This is a genomic window from Nocardia sp. NPDC058499 (assembly GCF_042719915.1).
Classification (GTDB): Bacteria; Actinomycetota; Actinomycetes; order Mycobacteriales; family Mycobacteriaceae; genus Nocardia.
The window spans coordinates 148922-166381 of record NZ_JBHXMZ010000005.1 but is presented as its reverse complement, the minus strand read 5'-3'; the positions used below and the strand labels follow the sequence as shown (position 1 = coordinate 166381).

13 protein-coding genes are annotated in these 17460 nt (G+C 68.2%); 8 read left to right on the top strand and 5 right to left on the bottom strand.

Annotated elements, in window-relative coordinates; all coding sequences use genetic code 11:
• Window positions 1–138 precede the first annotated feature (138 nt).
• Window positions 139–585, bottom strand: coding sequence for a PaaI family thioesterase (locus ACFWPH_RS17285; RefSeq protein ID WP_378752069.1), 447 nt, complete (start codon window positions 583–585; stop codon window positions 139–141).
• A 317-nt stretch (window positions 586–902) separates the two neighbouring features.
• Complete coding sequence (locus ACFWPH_RS17280; protein ID WP_378752067.1) at window positions 903–1610, bottom strand: hypothetical protein; 708 nt, start codon at window positions 1608–1610, stop codon at window positions 903–905.
• Window positions 1611–1839: 229 nt separating this feature from the next.
• On the opposite strand from ACFWPH_RS17280, the gene ACFWPH_RS17275 reads away from it, so the two are divergent.
• The 8 genes from ACFWPH_RS17275 to ACFWPH_RS17240 all read left to right on the top strand — a co-directional run bounded on the left by ACFWPH_RS17275 (window position 1840) and on the right by ACFWPH_RS17240 (window position 11648).
• The gene (locus tag ACFWPH_RS17275; protein WP_033246209.1) at window positions 1840–2229 is read left to right on the top strand and encodes a BlaI/MecI/CopY family transcriptional regulator; all 390 of its coding nucleotides are present in this window, start codon (window positions 1840–1842) and stop codon (window positions 2227–2229) included.
• Window positions 2230–2267: 38 nt separating this feature from the next.
• Window positions 2268–3206 (top strand): M56 family metallopeptidase, encoded by a 939-nt coding sequence (locus ACFWPH_RS17270; RefSeq protein WP_033246210.1) that lies wholly within the window; start codon window positions 2268–2270, stop codon window positions 3204–3206.
• Window positions 3199–4536 (top strand): DEAD/DEAH box helicase, encoded by a 1338-nt coding sequence (locus ACFWPH_RS17265; protein ID WP_378752064.1) that lies wholly within the window; start codon window positions 3199–3201, stop codon window positions 4534–4536. Before ACFWPH_RS17270 ends, ACFWPH_RS17265 begins: the two co-directional genes overlap by 8 nt.
• A 359-nt stretch (window positions 4537–4895) precedes the next feature.
• Entirely contained in the window at window positions 4896–6332 is a 1437-nt protein-coding gene (locus ACFWPH_RS17260; protein WP_378752062.1) for a GuaB1 family IMP dehydrogenase-related protein, read from the top strand.
• Window positions 6333–6579: 247 nt separating this feature from the next.
• Entirely contained in the window at window positions 6580–7974 is a 1395-nt protein-coding gene (locus ACFWPH_RS17255; RefSeq protein WP_378752060.1) for a hemolysin family protein, read from the top strand.
• Entirely contained in the window at window positions 7967–9034 is a 1068-nt protein-coding gene (locus ACFWPH_RS17250) for a hemolysin family protein (protein ID WP_378752058.1), read from the top strand. The genes ACFWPH_RS17255 and ACFWPH_RS17250 overlap by 8 nt, the downstream gene beginning before the upstream one ends.
• Window positions 9031–9930, top strand: coding sequence for a 3-methyladenine DNA glycosylase (locus ACFWPH_RS17245; protein WP_378752056.1), 900 nt, complete (start codon window positions 9031–9033; stop codon window positions 9928–9930). The genes ACFWPH_RS17250 and ACFWPH_RS17245 overlap by 4 nt, the downstream gene beginning before the upstream one ends.
• A gap of 140 nt (window positions 9931–10070) precedes the next feature.
• The gene (locus tag ACFWPH_RS17240) at window positions 10071–11648 is read left to right on the top strand and encodes an LVIVD repeat-containing protein (RefSeq protein ID WP_378752054.1); all 1578 of its coding nucleotides are present in this window, start codon (window positions 10071–10073) and stop codon (window positions 11646–11648) included.
• Between the two features lie 290 nt (window positions 11649–11938).
• Here ACFWPH_RS17240 and ACFWPH_RS17235 read toward each other — a convergent pair whose 3' ends face one another.
• From ACFWPH_RS17235 to ACFWPH_RS17225, 3 genes are all read right to left on the bottom strand, one after another.
• Entirely contained in the window at window positions 11939–12778 is an 840-nt protein-coding gene (locus tag ACFWPH_RS17235) for an MHYT domain-containing protein (protein WP_378752052.1), read from the bottom strand.
• A 159-nt stretch (window positions 12779–12937) separates the two neighbouring features.
• Window positions 12938–14632: a hydrogenase maturation protein gene (locus tag ACFWPH_RS17230; protein WP_378752050.1), complete on the bottom strand. Its 1695-nt coding sequence runs from the start codon at window positions 14630–14632 to the stop codon at window positions 12938–12940.
• A 403-nt stretch (window positions 14633–15035) separates the two neighbouring features.
• Window positions 15036–17225: a malate synthase G gene (locus tag ACFWPH_RS17225; protein WP_378752048.1), complete on the bottom strand. Its 2190-nt coding sequence runs from the start codon at window positions 17223–17225 to the stop codon at window positions 15036–15038.
• Window positions 17226–17460 lie beyond the last annotated feature (235 nt).

The following is a 17460-nucleotide window of genomic DNA, read 5'->3' as shown; positions in this document are numbered from 1 at the left end:
CCCTGATGGGCGGTCGTGGGAGGGCGGGGGTTGTGGGAGAAGAGAGGGCCTCTGGTTTTCTCGGTCCGCGGCCCGGGTCCTCTTTTTCCCCCCCCCCCCGGCCCGTCTTTCGTTCGACCGCCGCTATGCCGCCCGATCTCAGGACCGATGCGGCAGATTCTGTATCCGTACCTGACCGCGCGCGACCAGCCGGTCCTCCTCGTCGGTGACCAGGACCTGCCACAGCTGCTGCATCCCGCCGCGATGGATCGGGGTGGCTTCGGCGGTGAGCTTGCCCTCGCGCACAGCCCGCAGGAAGTCGGTGGAGTTGTTGACTCCGACCACGATTCCCCGGTCCCCGTACCAGGCGGAGGCACCGGTGCTGGCGAGCGTTTCCACGGCGGTACACAGGACCCCACCGTTCTGGATCCCGGCCGGCTGATGATGCTGCGGAGTGACGACCCATTCACCCCGTACCCGGTCCGGACCCAGTTCGGTCACCTTCAGGCCCATCAGGTCCGCGAAGGTGCCCTTGCTGATCTCGTTCAGCTCCTCGGGGCCGAGATCGGCCATCGACTGCGGGAGCCGGGTCTGCTGTTCGGTCATGCCTCAACAATCGCACGGCCGCCGCGAGCCGGATCGGAACGGTCGCCCGATATACGTCCCGGGCTATCCGCCGCGCCCTCCGGCGCCGGCCAGGTCGAGCTCCTGCGCCCCACTCGGCCTTCGGACCGGGCCTGCCCTTGCGGGCAACAGCGGCTGCTCGGGGTGGTACGCAAGCTCGGGCCTGACGTCCGGAATGTAAGCGGCGGGCCCCACCAACAGGTGGAGCCCGCCGCGCGTTTGGATCGGGGGTCACCGCAGCCCTCGGGACTCTCGCGCGATCCGTACGCCGCTTCTGAGTATAGGTCAGGCTTACCTAACTAGGCAACACGTTGGGCGCGGCGGATTGCCAGTCCGCGATCTTCGAGGGCCGTCAGCAGGCCCTCGCCACGCCGGGCGCCCGCCACCGGATCGGCACCCGCCAGCGCGGGTACATAGGTCGTGGCGCCGCACACGGATTCGGCGACCAAGGCCCAGAAGCGCCGCGAACTCAAGCCGGCACACCGGGCCAGTGCACCCTGCGCCAGCAGAAGCGACGGTTCACAGCGGTAGGCGAGCCAGACCCACATCGCGCGCTCACACGGCAACGTCACCACATCCGGCGAATCGGCCAGCGGATCCCCGTCCACCACACGGATCGTCGTATCGGCCAGACCCGCCCAGTCGATACCGCCGTCGTTGTCGGTATGGATCCAGATGTTCTCCAGCCCCGGATCCCACGCCCGCCCGTCGGCGACCCACAGCGCCGCGACCCGGCCGACCACCGCATGAATCAGGGCGGTGGCGACCACCTCGGCGGCCGCGGTCGCGCTGATCATCTCGGCGGCGTGCCGGCGGTACATCAGGTCGATCCGCCCCTCACGCAGACCGGTGGACAGCGCCCACCAGCGCCGTTTGCCCTGATCGGCCATGGCCGCGGCGGCGTACACCCGCGGATGTTCCGGTTGCAGCGCCCGCAACCGGGAACATGCCGAACCGAAGGCCGCCTCGTAGGGACGGGGGATGCGCACAGTGGCCAGTTCGGACATTCGAACCTCCTCGGGATCGGCGTTGCAGCAGCGGCATGATCGAAAGATAGGTTAGCCTAACCAGACCTAGCAAGTATTTCGCGCAAACCGATCGAATGCGCACCATCCGGCTCACACACCACCCCGGGGATCACCGCCCGAGCGGGCGAACTGTGAGCTATGACCAATCCCACGCGGTTACGACACCCTGTAGTACGCCCAAGTGTCGTTGAGGTCGTAAAATCGAGAGATGGCTGGACTTGGTGAACTCGAGAAAGCGGTTATGGACCAGTTGTGGTCGGCCGACGAACCACAAACGGTCCGGCAGGTGCACGAGGCCCTGTCGGCGCGCCGTGAACTCGCGTACACCACGGTGATGACCGTGTTGCAGCGACTGGCGAAGAAGAATCTCGTAGTGCAACGGCGCGATGATCGCGCGCACCGGTACGCTCCGGTACACAGCCGCGACGAGCTGGTCGCCGGACTCATGATGGATGCGCTGCAGCAAGCCGACGAGGCCGGCAGCCGGGCGGCGGCCCTGGTGCATTTCGTTGAGCAGGTCGGGAAGGACGAGGCTGCGGCCCTGCGGGATGCGCTCGCTAAGCTCGAAGCAACCGAGGACACCGCACCGCCGCAGTGAGCTCGGACCCTGGCCCCACAACGCAGTGAGCAGAGTCGATGAACGCAGCAGCACCGGCATTCGCCGTACTTGCCTTGCTTCTCGCCGGTCCCGTCCCGGAGGCGCTCAGCCGTGCGACCTGGACCTACCGGGTGCCGCGGGCCGCGCTCGTCCTCTGGCAGGCCATCGCACTGGCGGCCGTACTCAGCGCCTTCAGTTCCGGGCTCGCCATCGCCGCCGAACTCCTGGTCCCAGGCCCCGACGGCCGGCCGACCACCAAGCCCACCGATGAAATCGATGCGCTCGGCCTGCCGCTGTGGCTGGCCTACGTCTCGGTTTTCATGCTGACCCTGCTGGTCGGCGCGCGGCTCGTCTACGCGTCGATCAGGGTCGGGATCCACACCCGGCGGCGGCGGGCCCGCCACCGCATGCTCGTTGACCTGCTCGACCAGAGCGGACCGGTCCGCCGCGCCGCCGATATCCGGGTGCTCTCGGCCACCGAACCCATCGCCTACTGCCTGCCCGGCCTGCGGCGCCGGGTCGTAGTGAGTGCGGGCACCCTGGACAATCTCACCGAACAGGAACTGACCGCCATCCTCAGCCATGAACGGTCGCATCTGCGGGCCCGCCACGATCTGGTACTCGAAGCGTTCACCGCGGCGCACGAGGCCTTCCCCCGCTTCGTCCGCAGCAAATCGGCACTGGATTCGGTGAAACTGCTGATCGAGCTCCTGGCCGACGATTCCGCGGTGAAGGTGACCGGACCCAAACCGCTGGCCCGGGCGCTGGTCGCCTGTTCGAAATCCACCGCCCCGCAGGGTGCGCTCGCGGTCGGTGGCCCGAGCACCCTCATCCGGATCCAGCGCCTGGCCGGGCCGCTCGGCGATATGCGTATCGCCGGGGCCGCCTATCTCGCCTCGCTCGCCATCCTGGTGGTGCCGACGCTGGCCGTCGCGATTCCCTGGCTCGTCGAACTGAGCCGGCTCTTCCGTGCCTGATCCGATATCCGCCACCCAGCGGCAGTCGCCGGAATCCGCGAGCTCGCCCCCGAAGCACCCGTTCGCCCGCCTGGGCCTGCCCGTACTCACGGTCCAGGCGCTGCGGCGGGAAGGTCTCACCGACCCACTGCCCATCCAGGAGGCGGCGGTTCCCGATGTACTGGCCGGTCGCGATGTCCTGGGTCGCGCACCGACGGGGTCGGGCAAAACCCTCGCCTTCGGGCTGCCCATGCTCGCCCGCCTCGCGGGGCGGCCGGCGATTCCACGGTCCCCACGCGGGCTGATCCTGGCGCCGACGCGCGAACTGGCCTTGCAGATCGAACGCGCGCTGGAGCCCTTCGCACTGGGTCTGCGGCTGGGTACCGCCGTCGGCGGTATGCCCGCGAGCCGGCAGGCCGATAAACTGCAGCGCGGTGTCGATCTGCTGATCGCCACCCCGGGCAGGCTCACCGACCTGGTCGAGCAGGGCGCCGCGGTACTGGACGCGGTGCAGGTCACCGCCGTCGACGAAGCCGATCACATGGCCGATTTCGGTTTCCTGCCCCAGGTGCGCCACCTCCTGGACGCGACCCCATCCGACGGGCAGCGGCTGCTGTTCTCGGCGACCCTCGACGACGAATCCGTCCGGGGCCTAGTCCGGCACTACCTGCGGAACGCGGTCACCCACAGCGTCGCTCCCGAGCCCACGGCGGCCGTCGCGGTCCACCATCTGCTCTACGTCGACACGGCCGACAAACCGGCCGTGCTCGCGCGAATCGCCGCCCGCGAGGGCCGCACATTACTGTTCGTGCGCACGCAGTACGGTGCCGAGAAACTCACCCGCCGGCTGCGCGACCAGGGGGTCACGGTCGCCGCCCTGCACGGCGGCAAAGCGCAGAGCCGGCGGCTGCGCACCCTGGCGGCGTTCGCGGACGGCGCGGTACCGGCGCTGGTCGCCACCGATATCGCCGCCCGCGGTATCCACGTCGACGCGGTTTCCCTGGTCGTCCACGCCGATCCGCCCACCGACCCGAAGGACTACGTCCACCGCGCCGGCCGCACGGCGCGCGCCGGCGCCACCGGCACGGTGGTCACCGTGGTGACCCCGGAGCAGCGCGCCGAGGTCACCGCCCTCACCGAAGCAGCGGGCATCGAAGTCGTGACCCACACCGTCCGGCCCCAGGACCGGGAACTCCAGCAACTCACCGGCGCACGCTCCCCCACGGCCGCACCCGCCGCCCCCGAACCGGCAGCCCCCGGCCATACCCGCCCGCGAAGCGGAGCCGGACGCGGATATCGCACCGCCGACGCGCCCCGGGCACGCCGCCCACATCGACGCCGGAAGAAGTAATCGTTCCCGCAGCCGACCGCCGCTCCATCACAACGGCCACCGGAACAGCTGTGAGGGCACAATGCCCCTCGTGCTTCTTCCCCACCGGTATCAGGACTGGCCCGCCCTCGGCTCGCCGCTGTGACACACCGGATCGCAACGCAGGAGCGCCCCTGTTCCCGCGGCGACGAGAGTCGCCGGTCCTCGTCGCCCGGTCACTCGCGGCAGCATAGTTCTGTACACCCGAAACGCCCGGCGCGGCTTCGCGGCCGCACGAACGGACGGCGGGCAGCGCGATGCGATCGTGCGGCGCCGACCGATCGGGGGCCCTGGGGGCAATGACCGCCCGCCGCGGTCCGGTCCCGATTACCATGGGTGCAGTGCAGTTTCTCCCCGGACAAACCCCGCCGTACGACCTGACCTACAACGACGTCTTCCTGGTCCCGAACCGCACCGACATTGCGTCGCGGTTCGATGTCGACCTCACCACGTCCGATGGCTCCGGCACCACCATTCCGCTGGTGGTCGCGAATATGACCGCGGTCGCCGGGCGGCGGATGGCCGAAACGGTGGCCCGGCGCGGCGGGATCGTGGTGCTGCCGCAGGACCTGCCCAACAGCGCGGTCGCCGAGACCATCGCGTTCGTCAAGAGCCGCTCGCTCATCGCGGATACCGCGGTCACGCTGACCCGGGACGATTCGGTGTCCGATGCCATGGCACTGATCCACAAGCGTGCGCACGGCGCGGTGATCGTGGTGGACCGGGACCGGCCGGTCGGCGTGGTCACCGAAGCGGCCTGCGCCGATGTCGACCGGTTCGCCCGGTTGCACGAGATCGCCACCACCGATTTCGTGACCGCCCCGGCCACGGCCGAACCGTCCTACATCTTCGACCGGCTCGAGGCCGCCCATGCCGATCTGGCGGTGCTCCTCGCCCCCGACGGCACCCTCGCGGGTGTGCTGACCCGCACCGGCGCGGTGCGGCACGGGATCTACACCCCGGCCGTGGACGGCGACGGAAAGCTGCGGATCGCGGCCGCCGTCGGAATCAACGGTGACGTCCCGGCCAAGGCCAAGGCGCTGGTGGATGCCGGCGCCGATCTCCTGGTGGTCGACACCGCCCATGGGCATCAGGTGAAGATGCTGGAAACCCTGCGCGCCATCCGCGACCTGGGCCTGGGCGTGCCGCTCGTGGCCGGGAACACGGTCTCGGCCGAAGGCACCCGGGATCTGATCGCGGCCGGTGCCGATATCGTCAAGGTCGGGGTGGGCCCCGGTGCCATGTGCACCACCCGGATGATGACCGGGGTCGGACGACCGCAGTTCTCCGCGGTGGCCGAATGCGCCGCCGCGGCCGCGGAGCTCGGGGCACATGTCTGGGCCGACGGCGGTGTCCGCCATCCGCGCGATGTCGCGCTGGCGCTCGCGGCGGGAGCATCCAATGTCATGATCGGTTCCTGGTTCGCCGGCACCTACGAATCGCCCGGCGATCTGCGCGTGGACCGGGCGGGCAACGCCTACAAGGAGAGCTTCGGGATGGCCTCCAAACGCGCCGTCGCCGCCCGCACCGCCGCCGACCGCGGCTACGATCGCGCCCGTAAAGCCCTGTTCGAGGAAGGTATTTCCAGCTCCCGGATGCTGCTGGACCCGGAGCGGCCCGGCGTCGAGGACCTGATCGACCACATCTGTTCCGGCGTCCGCAGTGCCTGCACCTATGCCGGTGCCCGCACCCTCGCCGAGTTCCACGACCGCGCCGTCCTGGGGGTCCAGTCGGCCGCCGGATTCGCCGAGGGACGCCCGCTGCCCGGCGGGTGGTGAGCGGACGGCCCGCCGACCGGCCCGTGCACCCCGGTGTACGGGCCGGTACCATGAGTGCCGTCGGCGATTGCCGGCCGTGAATTCACCAGGACGAAAGGAACCAGTTGTCACCCGCGTCCGAGGGCGCCACTCAGGAGGGCTCATCTATCGAGCCGGGTGACAGACCCGGCGCCCCCCTCCGCACGACCCTCCACCGACCACCTGTTCGTCCGGCCGTTGCTGCCGAAGCCCGCCGGGTGGTGGTGATATGACCGTCGTACTCACCATTGCGAGCCTGATCGGGTTCGTGGCGCTCACCGCGGGCACCGCCCTGTTCGTGGCCGCCGAATTCTCCCTCACCGCCTTGGAACGCAGTACCGTCGAAGCGCATGCCCGCGACGGTGACGTGCGGGCCCGCGCGGTCCGCCAAGCCCATCGCACGCTGTCGTTCCAGTTGTCCGGGGCCCAGCTCGGCATCACCATCACCACGCTGATCACCGGTTATATCGCCGAACCGGTGCTGGCCCGTTTGCTGGCACCACTGTTCGGCCTGGTCGGTATCCCCGATTCCGCGGCCACCGGTATCTCGCTCGTCCTCGCCCTGATCCTGGCGACCTCGCTGTCGATGATCTACGGCGAACTGGTGCCGAAGAACATCGCGATCGCGGCACCGCTGGCCACCGCACGCACCACTGCGGGCCCGATGGTGGCGTTCTCGACGGTGTTCAAACCGATGATCCAATTCCTCAACGGGACGGCGAACTGGGTGGTGCGCCGGCTCGGGGTGGAACCGGCCGAGGAACTGCGCTCGGCGCGGTCGCCGCAGGAACTGGGTTCGCTCGTGCGCACCTCGGCCCAGCACGGTGCGCTCGATCAGCGCACCGCCCAGATCCTGGACCGGTCGCTGCAGTTCGGGGCACGCAGCGCCGAGGAACTGATGACGCCCCGCGTGAAGATCGAGGCGCTCGAACGCACCGATACCATCGGCGATCTGCTGGCCGCCGCCGCCCGCACCGGTTTCTCCCGGTTCCCGGTGATCGACGGCGACCTGGACAACACGCTCGGCGTGGTCCACGTCAAACAGGCGTTCACTCATCCGGCGCGCACCCGCGCCGGGGTGGGTCTGGCGCAGATCGCGCAACCCGTTCCCGTCGTACCCGCCAGTCTCGACGGCGACGAGGTGCTCGAACGGGTCCGGGCCGACGGTATGCAGGTCGCGCTGGTGGTCGACGAATACGGCGGCACCGCCGGTCTGGTGACCATGGAGGACATCATCGAGGAGATCCTCGGCGATGTCCGCGACGAACACGACGAGGAGGAACGCGACGTCCGCCGTGTCTCCGACGGCTGGGACTGTTCCGGGCTGCTCCGGATCGATGAAGTCTCCCGGGCCACCGGTTACCAGGCGCCCGAAGGCGAATACGAAACCCTCGGCGGATTGGTGCTGACCAGGCTCGGCCGCATCCCGGCGGCCGGCGATATCGTCGTTCTGCCGCAGCGGCGCGGCCACGACCGCCGCCATATCGACGGCCCGGGTGGTTGGCTCGCCCGCGTGGAACGGATGGACGGGCGCCGGGTGGACCGGATCCGGCTGGTTCCGGTCGACGACCGGTCGCTCGAACGCGAACACCAGCCCGCCGGACGGGAGTACCACCATGGGTGACTTGTTCGCTGTCGCGCTCACTGTGCTGCTGCTCGCCGGGAACGCCTTCTTCGTCGGCGCGGAATTCGCGCTGATCTCGGCCCGGCGCGACCGGCTCGAGGCGCTCGCCGCGCAGGGTAAACGCAATGCCGATACCGTGATCCGGGCCGGCCAGAATCTTTCGATGATGCTGGCGGCGGCCCAGCTCGGCATCACCATCTGCTCGATTCTGCTGGGCCGGGTCGGCGAACCCGCGGTCGCGCATCTGCTGGAATACCCCTTCGAACTGGTGGGTCTGCCGGAGGCACTGCTGCATCCGGTGTCGTTCGTGGTGGCGCTGACCATCGTGGTGATCCTGCACATCCTGATGGGCGAGATGATCCCGAAGAACATCGCGCTCGCCGGTCCGGAGCGCAGTGCGCTACTGCTGGTGCCGCTGCATCTGGCCTGGTTGCGGATCGCCCGGCCGCTCATCGCGCTCTACAACTTCGCGGCCAACGCGACACTACGGATGCTGCGTATCGAACCGAAGGACGAACTCGAATCCGCGGTATCGAGCGATGAACTCGCCGAGATGATCGGCGAATCGCGGTCCGAGGGGCTGCTGGACGAGGAGGAACACCGCCGCCTCACCCAGGCCCTGGGTACCGGAGAACGGTTCGTGGCCGAGGTCATGATCCCGCTGCACCGGATGCGCACCGTGCCGTTGCGGGGAGCGGGCGGCACCACGCTCGGCGATATCGAAACCGCCGTCGCCGAAACCGGGTTCTCCCGGTATCCGGTGCGGGCCGCGGACGGGTCGCTGGTCGGGTACCTGCATGTGAAGGATGTGCTGGACAAGGTGTCCGACGAGTCGGCCGGACCGAATACCGAGATCCCGCGCACCGATATCCGGCCGCTGCCGACCGTACTGCTGGGCACCACCCTGTACGAGGCGCTGGCCCGGCTACGCCGCACCAGCAGTCATCTGGGCCGGGTGGTGGACGCCCGGGGGAACACGGTCGGGATCGTGGCGCTCGAGGATCTGGTCGAACAGTTCGTCGGTACGGTGCGTGATGCCACGCACCGGGTGGCCGAATGACGGTCGGTGCCACGGTGACGGTCCTCGCCGAATCCGAATGGCGACCCCGCGCCACCGCGCACACCGCCCGCGCCGATGAGCTCGCCGGTGACTATCTACGCCGGCGAGCCACCGGGACCCGGCACCCGGTGCTCGACTTCCTGTGGACCTATTACGGGCATCGTCCGGCGCAGCTGCGCCGCTGGCATCCGGGGTACGGCCTCGCCCTACGCGCCGCCGCCGAGTACAGCGGTCTGCGCGGTTATCATCGGCTCGACGAGCCCACCCCGGCCTCCGGGCCGGTGCTGACCGCCGATCCGCGGTTCCTGCGCGCCCGCGGCGATACCGTGGCCTACATCGCCGGCCTGCTGCGGGCGACCGCCTCCCGGCCGGCCCAGCTGTCCTGTTTCGGCCTGCACGAATGGGCGATGGTGTACCGCACCGGGGAGGTGCGCCACGATTCGGTCCCGTTGCGGCTGGGTGCGGCGGGTACCGATGCCGTGCTGGAGTCGATGCCGGTGCGCTGCACCCATTTCGACGCGTTCCGCTTCTTCACCCCGCCCGCCGTAGGTCGAAACAACCGGCATCTCACCCGCGACGACCAGCCACTCACCGAGCAGCCGGGCTGCCTGCACGCGAATATGGACCTGTACAAGTGGTGCTTCAAGCTCAGCCCGCTGGTGTGCTCGGATCTGCTGCTGGACTGTTTCGCCCTGGCTCGTGACGCTCGCGAACTCGATATGCGGGCCTCCCCTTACGATCTCCGCGAGTACGGGTACGAGCCGATCGAGATAGAGACCCCGGCCGGCCGCGCCGTCTATGTGCGGCAGCAATCGGCCATCGCGGACCGCGCGGCCACGCTCAGGTCTCGGCTGGTCGCCGAGTGCGAATACCTACTGGAACAACTCCGCGGATAGGCCGGAACACCGCCGGCATTCGGCGAAACCGCGCCACGGGGGCACGCCGAATCGCTACCATCACTGGACAATTCCGGGTGGTGTCCCAAAACACCGCCCGGGCGGGTCGGACGAGGTAGCTCGGGAAGCGCGAGGATGCAATGGGGCGTCCCTTCGGAGAACTCCAGCGGGCCAGGGCGATGGTGCTCGGCGTGGTCATCGTGGTCACCGCGATACTGCTACCGGGCAGTGCGACAGCGGATCTGCAGGCCGATATCCACAACGAGGTCCGGGAATTCCTCGACGTGGGCCGTACCGCTGTACCGCGCGCCGAATGCGGGCCCGGCGCCCTGCCCGAACCCGGGCTGCAGGGCGATGTTCCGGCAGCCGATCGCGACAGCGGGCGCAGCACCCAGGGCTACCGCTGCAATATGTCGATGGTCGGCCAGTTCGCCGGACGCGGCGCGGGGATCACCTCCACCAGTTTCGAGCACTGCGCCTATATGGGGACCTTCTTCCCCGGTAACCTGCTGCACCAGAACGGCGGGGTGCAGGTCCTCGATGTTTCCGATCCGGCGCATCCCCGCCCGACCGTGACCCTGAACGAACCGGCCATGGTCGCCGGCACCTGGGAGAGTCTGAAGGTGAACGCCCGGCGCAAGCTGCTGGTGGGCACCGGGGTCCCGATGCTGGTCGGGGCCGGGTATCTCTCGGTCTACGATATTTCCGATTGCGCACATCCGCGGCTGCTGAATCCCGGCCCGGGTACGAACCTCGGTATGCCGCTGCCGATCACAACCCATGAGGGCGGGTTCTCCCCCGACGGCAACACCTACTGGGCCTCCGGGCTCACGCCCGGTTTCCTCAGCGCGGTCGACCTCACCGATCCCGCGAACCCGCGGGTCGTCTGGCAGGGGCTCACGGGTATCACCGCCCATGGTTTCGGCGTGAGCCCGGATGGCAATCGGCTGTATCTGTCGGCTCTCAGCGGTGTCACGGTGCTCGACGTCAGCGCGGTACAGCGGCGCGATCCCAACCCGCAGGTGCATCACGTCGGGCGGATGTTCTGGTCCGACGGCTGGGCCACGCAGCACAGTATTCCGGTCACCTACGACGGCAAACCCCATATCTACACCGTCGACGAAGGCGGTTCCGGTGGCGTGAAACTGATCGACGTCTCCGACGACACCGACCCCCGGGTCGTCGCAAAGGTGAAGCTGGAGATCAACCTGCCGCAGAATCTGGACAGCAATATCGCCTCCTCCATGGGAGGTTCGATATTCGCCTACGAATCCCATTACTGCGCCGCCGACCGGCCGGCGAACCCCACCGCACTGGCCTGCGGCTGGATATCGTCCGGTATCCGGGTGTTCGATATCCGCGACCCGCACGCGATCCGGGAGATCGCCTATTTCAACCCGCCGGCGCGCACGGGGCGCAATCTCGAACTGACCAACTCACCGCATGCGCTGGCCTCACTGCTCGGTATTCCGGCGATGACGGCGCCCAGCGCGGCCCGCGCGGTACTCGAGGGTCAATTCGACCCGTCGCAGGCGCTCTCCTCGCGGACCGGCAAGCTCGCCTTCGGCGATGTCTCGACCGACTGGTGCCTGTCGCCACCGGAATGGCGGGGCAACGATCTCTATGTCACCTGTTCCGATAACGGTTTCATGGTGTTGCACGTGGACGAATCGGTGTACACGCCGCCGGCCGATCAGCAGTCTGTGGTGGGTTCCTGACCGGCGCACCGGCGCCCACCCGCGCGACAGCGGGGCCCGGGCACACTCGGCGCCCGGGCCCCGCATCGGCCGGTCAGCGACTCACAGCGGCGGGAAACCCGCCGAGCCGGTGGCCACCCAGTTCCAGAAATCCCCCGCCCGCATAACGATCAGCGCGGCGATATCGAGCACGGTACTACCCATCGAGCATTCCTCACATCAGCTTGCAGATACGGCGGCCCAGGATAGGACCACCGGCCCATCGGGACAACCGGGCCCCGCCCACGGTGTCACGACGGCGATCTCCGAGGTTAGTCGTGGCTGGGCATTCGTGGCCACTGACGGCCACTATGGGCCAATGTGGCCGGGTCCGTGGTGAGCAATGTGCCGGATTTGCCCGATTCGGGCGCCGGACCGGCCGCGGCGACACTGCGTACCTCGAGCTCGGCGACACCGACGAGCACCACCAGACCCACGACGACCAGTGCGACCGTGGTCAGCAACGGTGTGAGCAACTCGACGGGCGCGACACCCTCGGGTAGCCCGTGATGTTCGCCGTGATGGGCGCTCATGGACGCCATACCGGTGTAGTGCATACCGCACACCGCGACACCCATGATCAGCGCCGCCCCCACGGTATTACCCCAGCCCTGCACGTGCAGCATGAACCACAGCGCGGCGGTGGCGGCAACCACCGCGATCGCGATGGACAGCAGGACCAGGCCGGTGCTGTATTCCATATCGACGCCGGTGCTCATCGCGGCCATACCCAGATAGTGCATGGCCACCACGCCGAGCCCGGTGATGGCACCGCCGAGGGGTAGCGCGACCGCCTCCCGGTGCCCGCGGACGACGATCATCAGCCCGATCAGCACCACGACGATCGCGATCACCGCGCTGAGCAGCGTCATCGGCATGTTGTACCGGATACTCGTCCCGTCGATGGTGAAGCCGAGCATCGCGGTGAAATGCATAACCCAGATTCCGGCCCCGCCCAACGCGATCGCGGCCGCGACCAGCCAGCCGTAGGCCGGGCTCGCCGTACGCGCGCGCACGGCGCAGCGCAGGCCGAGCACCGAGCCGATGAATGACATCACATAGGCAAGGACAGGAGTCACCCAGCCGTTGCTGAAGTGCTCGAGATGTAGCACGTCTCTACTCCGCTTGTATTAGTCGATTTCCGAACCACAGCCACGCAGGCAGAAGTTCGATGTTCCCGGAACCGGGCAACAAAGTAAAAATTTCACCTCAGGCGAGTATGCCCTCGCCACCTGATGTCACAACTGGGCTACCCGGCTCCGACCGATGCCTCACCCCAGCAGATACGCCGGGGTGGCCGGGGGCACGACGTTGTACACGAAGTTCTGCCGCAACTGGTGGTACGGCTCGTCCTCGGCGAAGAAGTTCCGACGCATATGTGCCAGCTCCTCGGCCCGATAGTCGGCGAGCGGTTTGACCGCTTCGTCCGCTTCCCGCTGCCGTTTCTTCGCCGTCAGGCGAGCCTCCAGCTCCGGCGAATCGGCGAGCAGGGCCACCTCCCGGCGCACCCATTCGCGGAATTCGGCGGTACCACCCGCCGACACCCGGTCCACCAGACCGATGGCCGCCGCCGCGCCGGCCCCGACGGGCAGGGTCTCTCTGGTCAAGCGCGCGGCCTCGGTCGCCCCCACTCGGCGCGGCAGCGAATACGTCCAGTATTCCGAGCCGTACAGGCCCATGAGCCGGTAGTGCGGATTGAGCACGACCGATTCACGACACCACACCTCGTCGGCGGCCAGCGCGAGCATCACCCCACCCGCCGCCGCGTTCCCGGTCAACGCCGAGATCACCAGTTTGTCCGTCGTGGTGAGGATCGCCTCCACCAGATCGTTCATCGCGGTGATATTGCGCCATGATTCCTCGGCCGGGTCCGCGGCCGCCTCGATGACATCGAGATGGATTCCGTTGGAGAAGAAGTCACGGGCCGGGCCCAGGACAAGCGCCCGGATCGGCCGCGCACAGGCCTGCCGGTAGGCCGCATGCAGGCGCCGGCACTGGACGGTACTCATGGCGCCACCGGCGAAGGCGAATTCCAGATAGCCGACGGAGCCCTGCTCGTAATAGCACAGCTCCGACCAGGTATCGCGGACCGCTGCCTCGGCCGGCGTGACCGGTACCTCGGGAATATCCCCGGGCAGGTCGCGGCCGAGCGCGTCGGCGGCGGGACGTTTGAAGGTTGCCGGCCCGCCCGGTTTCCGGCGCCGACGCAGCTGCGGCAGCCAGACCGCGCCATCGACAGTGGCCCGGCAGATCGCCCCGTCGCGGGTCGCGACGACGGCCCCGGGAGTGCCCCGCAACCGGTCCTCACGGTGACCGCCGTGGAGGAAATACTCCCGGCCGTACAGTTCGTCGAGCACTCCCGGCTGCGAATCGGCGGCGCGCAGTTTGCGCAGGATCGAGGCGGTGTCCTCGGTACCCCAATCGATCCGGCGATACTGCTGGGAATGGTAGGGCCGCAGCTGCCCGCGCACATCGGGACGGCTGTAATCCAGCGGTTCGGGCTCGAATTCGCCGCCGGCGAACCGGTCGACGGCCAGCAGTACCGCGGTCACGGCGGCATCGGAGACCTCGTTGCGGTACAGCTCGCTCTTCCCGCAGGCAGCCACCGGGAACCGCACGGAAGCCCAGATCGGTCCGGCATCCATTTCCGCGACGGCCTGCAGTACTGTCACACCCCACTCCCGGGCACCGCTGCTGATCGCCCAGTCGAGCGAGGAGGGCCCGCGGTCCCCCTTCGGGCCGGGATGCACGATGAGCACGGTATGCGCGGTCCAGATATCTTCCGGGATCGCCGTTGTCAGCATCGGCGCCACGATGAGGTCGGGGCGGAAATGCGTGACCCGGGCCCGCAGCAGATCGTCGCCGAGTGCCAGTTCGACACCCACCTCGTGCCCGCGACCGCGTAACTCGGTGTGCACCCGCTGGGTGAGACTGTTGAATGCGCTGGCGACGAGCAGGACGCGCAAGGTTTTCCTCCATCGGGTGAGATCTGTTCGATCCCAAAGTATTGTTTCGATTCCCGACAAAGCTAATCCCCCGGCGCGCCATCCGCAGTCCGGGGTGATCCCCGTAACATCAACCCGCACGACGTATCCGTCCACCGGCCAATACATTCCGCGCCCTCCCGGCCCGAGCCGGAACGCAGCCCGGAGGCGGCGTCCGGCCCACGGCCTACCGCCGATGCCGCCACGGCATCGCGGCACGCATGATCGCGCGGCCTTCCTGTTCCATATGACCTGCGTTTCCGATCCGCCGGACGACCCATCCGGCACCGCGCCCGGCCAGTGCCGGTGGTCCGCGGCCGTGCCTGAAACGACGCCGCCCCCGACCGAATTCGGTCGGGGGCGGCGTTCGGCGTTACGCGGGCGATCAGGACCCGTTCTTCGCGGCCAGTGCCTTGGCTTCGCGGCGGCGGCGGTGCAGGATTGGCTCCGTATAGCCGTTGGGCTGCGTGGTGCCCTCCAGGATCAGCTCCTTCGCGGCCTGGAAGGCAACACTCCCGGCGAAATCCGGGGCCATCGGCCGGTAGCCCGGGTCGCCGGCGTTCTGCCGGTCCACCACCGGCGCCATCCGCTCCAGGCTGGCGATCACCTGGTCGGTGGTGACCACGCCGTGCCGCAGCCAGTTGGCCATCAGCTGGCTGGAGATGCGCAGGGTGGCGCGATCCTCCATGAGTGCGATATCGGAGATATCGGGGACCTTGGAGCAGCCCACACCCTGATCGATCCAGCGCACCACGTAGCCGAGGATCGACTGCGAGTTGTTGTCCAGCTCCTGCTGCTTATCGGCGTCGCTCCAATTCGTATCGGCCGCCAGCGGGATCTCCAGGATCTCGTCGACACTCGCGCGGGCACCGCCCTTGGCGATCTCGGTCTGCCGCTTGAACACATCCACCAGGTGGTAATGGGTGGCGTGCAGGGTGGCTGCCGTCGGCGACGGCACCCAGGCGGTGGTCGCGCCGGCCTTCGGATGACCGATCTTCTGTTCGAGCATCCCGGCCATCAGGTCGGGCATGGCCCACATGCCCTTACCGATCTGCGCCTTACCGGGCAGGCCCGCGGCGATACCGGTATCGACGTTCCAGTCCTCGTAGGCCAGGATCCAGCGCTGGGTCTTCATCTCGGCCTTGCGGATCATCGGACCCGCCAGCATCGAGGTGTGGATTTCGTCGCCGGTGCGGTCCAGGAAGCCGGTGTTGATGAACACCACCCGGTCGGCGGCGGCGTCGATGCAGGCCTTCAGGTTCACCGTGGTGCGGCGTTCCTCATCCATGATGCCGACCTTGAGGGTGTTGCGTGGCAGGTCCAGCACATCCTCGACGGCGGCGAACAGGTCGTTGGTGAACGCGACCTCGTCCGGGCCGTGCATCTTCGGCTTCACGATGTACACCGAGCCGGTGCGGCTGTTGGACAGCGCCACATCCTTGCGCAGCGAATGCTTGGCGATGAGGGAGGTGATGATGCCGTCCAGGATGCCCTCGGGCACCTCGTTACCGTCGGCGTCGAGGATGGCGTCGCTGGTCATCAGATGCCCGACGTTGCGGACGAACAGCAGCGAGCGGCCGTGCAGCGCCAGCTCGGAACCGTCGAGCGCGGTGTAGACGCGGTCCGGGTTCATGGTGCGGGTGAAGGTTTTCCCGTTCTTGCTGACCTCTTCGGCGAGATCGCCCTTCATCAGGCCCAGCCAGTTGCGGTAGCAGAGGGTTTTGTCGTCGGCGTCGACCGCAGCGACCGAATCCTCGAAGTCCATGATCGTGGTGACCGCGGATTCGATGACGAGGTCCTTGACACCGGCGGTGTCGGTGCTACCGATGGGCGATTCGGGATCGATCTGGATCTCGATATGCAGGCCGTTGTGCTTCAGCAGGATCGCGGTGGGCGCGGCCGGTTCGCCGCGGTAGCCGACGAGCTGGCCGGCGTCGGCCAGGCCGATCGTGGTGCCGTCCTCCAGGCCGACCTCGAGCTCCCCGTCGACGATCGCGTACGAGGTGGACCCGATATGCGAACCGGTGATCAGGGTGACGGCGTCGTCGAGGAAATTACGCGCCCATTCGATGACCTTGTCACCGCGCACCTTGTTGTAGCCGGTGCCCTTTTCCGCGCCGCCCGTCTCCGGGATGGCGTCGGTGCCGTAGAGCGCGTCGTAGAGCGAACCCCAGCGCGCATTGGCGGCGTTGATGGCGAAGCGGGCATTGCTGACCGGGACGACCAGCTGCGGGCCGGCCGTGCTGCTGATCTCGTCGTCGACACCGGTGGTGCCGATCGTGAAATCCGCGGGTTCGGGGCGCAGATAACCGATCTCGGTCAGGAACCGCTTATAGGCCGAGCGATCGTAGTTCGCGCCCGGGTGCTCGCTGTGCCAGGCATCGAGTTTGCCCTGGATTTCGTCGCGTTCGGCCAGCAGGGCCCGGTTACGCGGAGCGAATTCATTGATGATCCGCTCGGCGCCGGCCCAGAACGCGGCGGAATCGACGCCGGTGCCGGGCAACGCCTCGTTCTCGACGAAGTCGTGGAGAACGGTGGCAACCTCGAGCCCGCCGACCTTTTTCCGCTCTGTCATCTACTTGCCTCACTTCCGCGAATACCGGGTGGAAAGTCGATGGATATGTTACCGACCGGTAGTGCCGCTTCGGCCGCCGGGTGAGAGCGCGGGCGCGTGCCGCTGTCCGCCCCGGACTCTACTCCGTTCCCGGCAGGCCCCGGCACATCGGAACGGCACCCATGACACCGGGTCCGGACGAAGCCCGGCCACTCGCAGCAAGAGGGCTCACCGGGCACCCGGTCCTGCGATTACC

Excerpts from the sequence above, each read along its gene's own strand:
- ACFWPH_RS17275 (WP_033246209.1), top strand. The coding sequence starts at position 1,840 with ATGGCTGGACTTGGTGAACTCGAGAAAGCGGTTATGGACCAGTTGTGG.
- ACFWPH_RS17255 (WP_378752060.1), top strand. The coding sequence starts at position 6,580 with ATGACCGTCGTACTCACCATTGCGAGCCTGATCGGGTTCGTGGCGCTC.
- ACFWPH_RS17225 (WP_378752048.1), bottom strand. The coding sequence starts at position 17,225 with ATGACAGAGCGGAAAAAGGTCGGCGGGCTCGAGGTTGCCACCGTTCTC.
- ACFWPH_RS17245 (WP_378752056.1), top strand. The coding sequence starts at position 9,031 with ATGACGGTCGGTGCCACGGTGACGGTCCTCGCCGAATCCGAATGGCGA.
- ACFWPH_RS17285 (WP_378752069.1), bottom strand. The coding sequence starts at position 585 with ATGACCGAACAGCAGACCCGGCTCCCGCAGTCGATGGCCGATCTCGGC.
- ACFWPH_RS17280 (WP_378752067.1), bottom strand. The coding sequence starts at position 1,610 with ATGTCCGAACTGGCCACTGTGCGCATCCCCCGTCCCTACGAGGCGGCC.
- ACFWPH_RS17270 (WP_033246210.1), top strand. The coding sequence starts at position 2,268 with ATGAACGCAGCAGCACCGGCATTCGCCGTACTTGCCTTGCTTCTCGCC.
- ACFWPH_RS17250 (WP_378752058.1), top strand. The coding sequence starts at position 7,967 with ATGGGTGACTTGTTCGCTGTCGCGCTCACTGTGCTGCTGCTCGCCGGG.
- ACFWPH_RS17240 (WP_378752054.1), top strand. The coding sequence starts at position 10,071 with ATGGGGCGTCCCTTCGGAGAACTCCAGCGGGCCAGGGCGATGGTGCTC.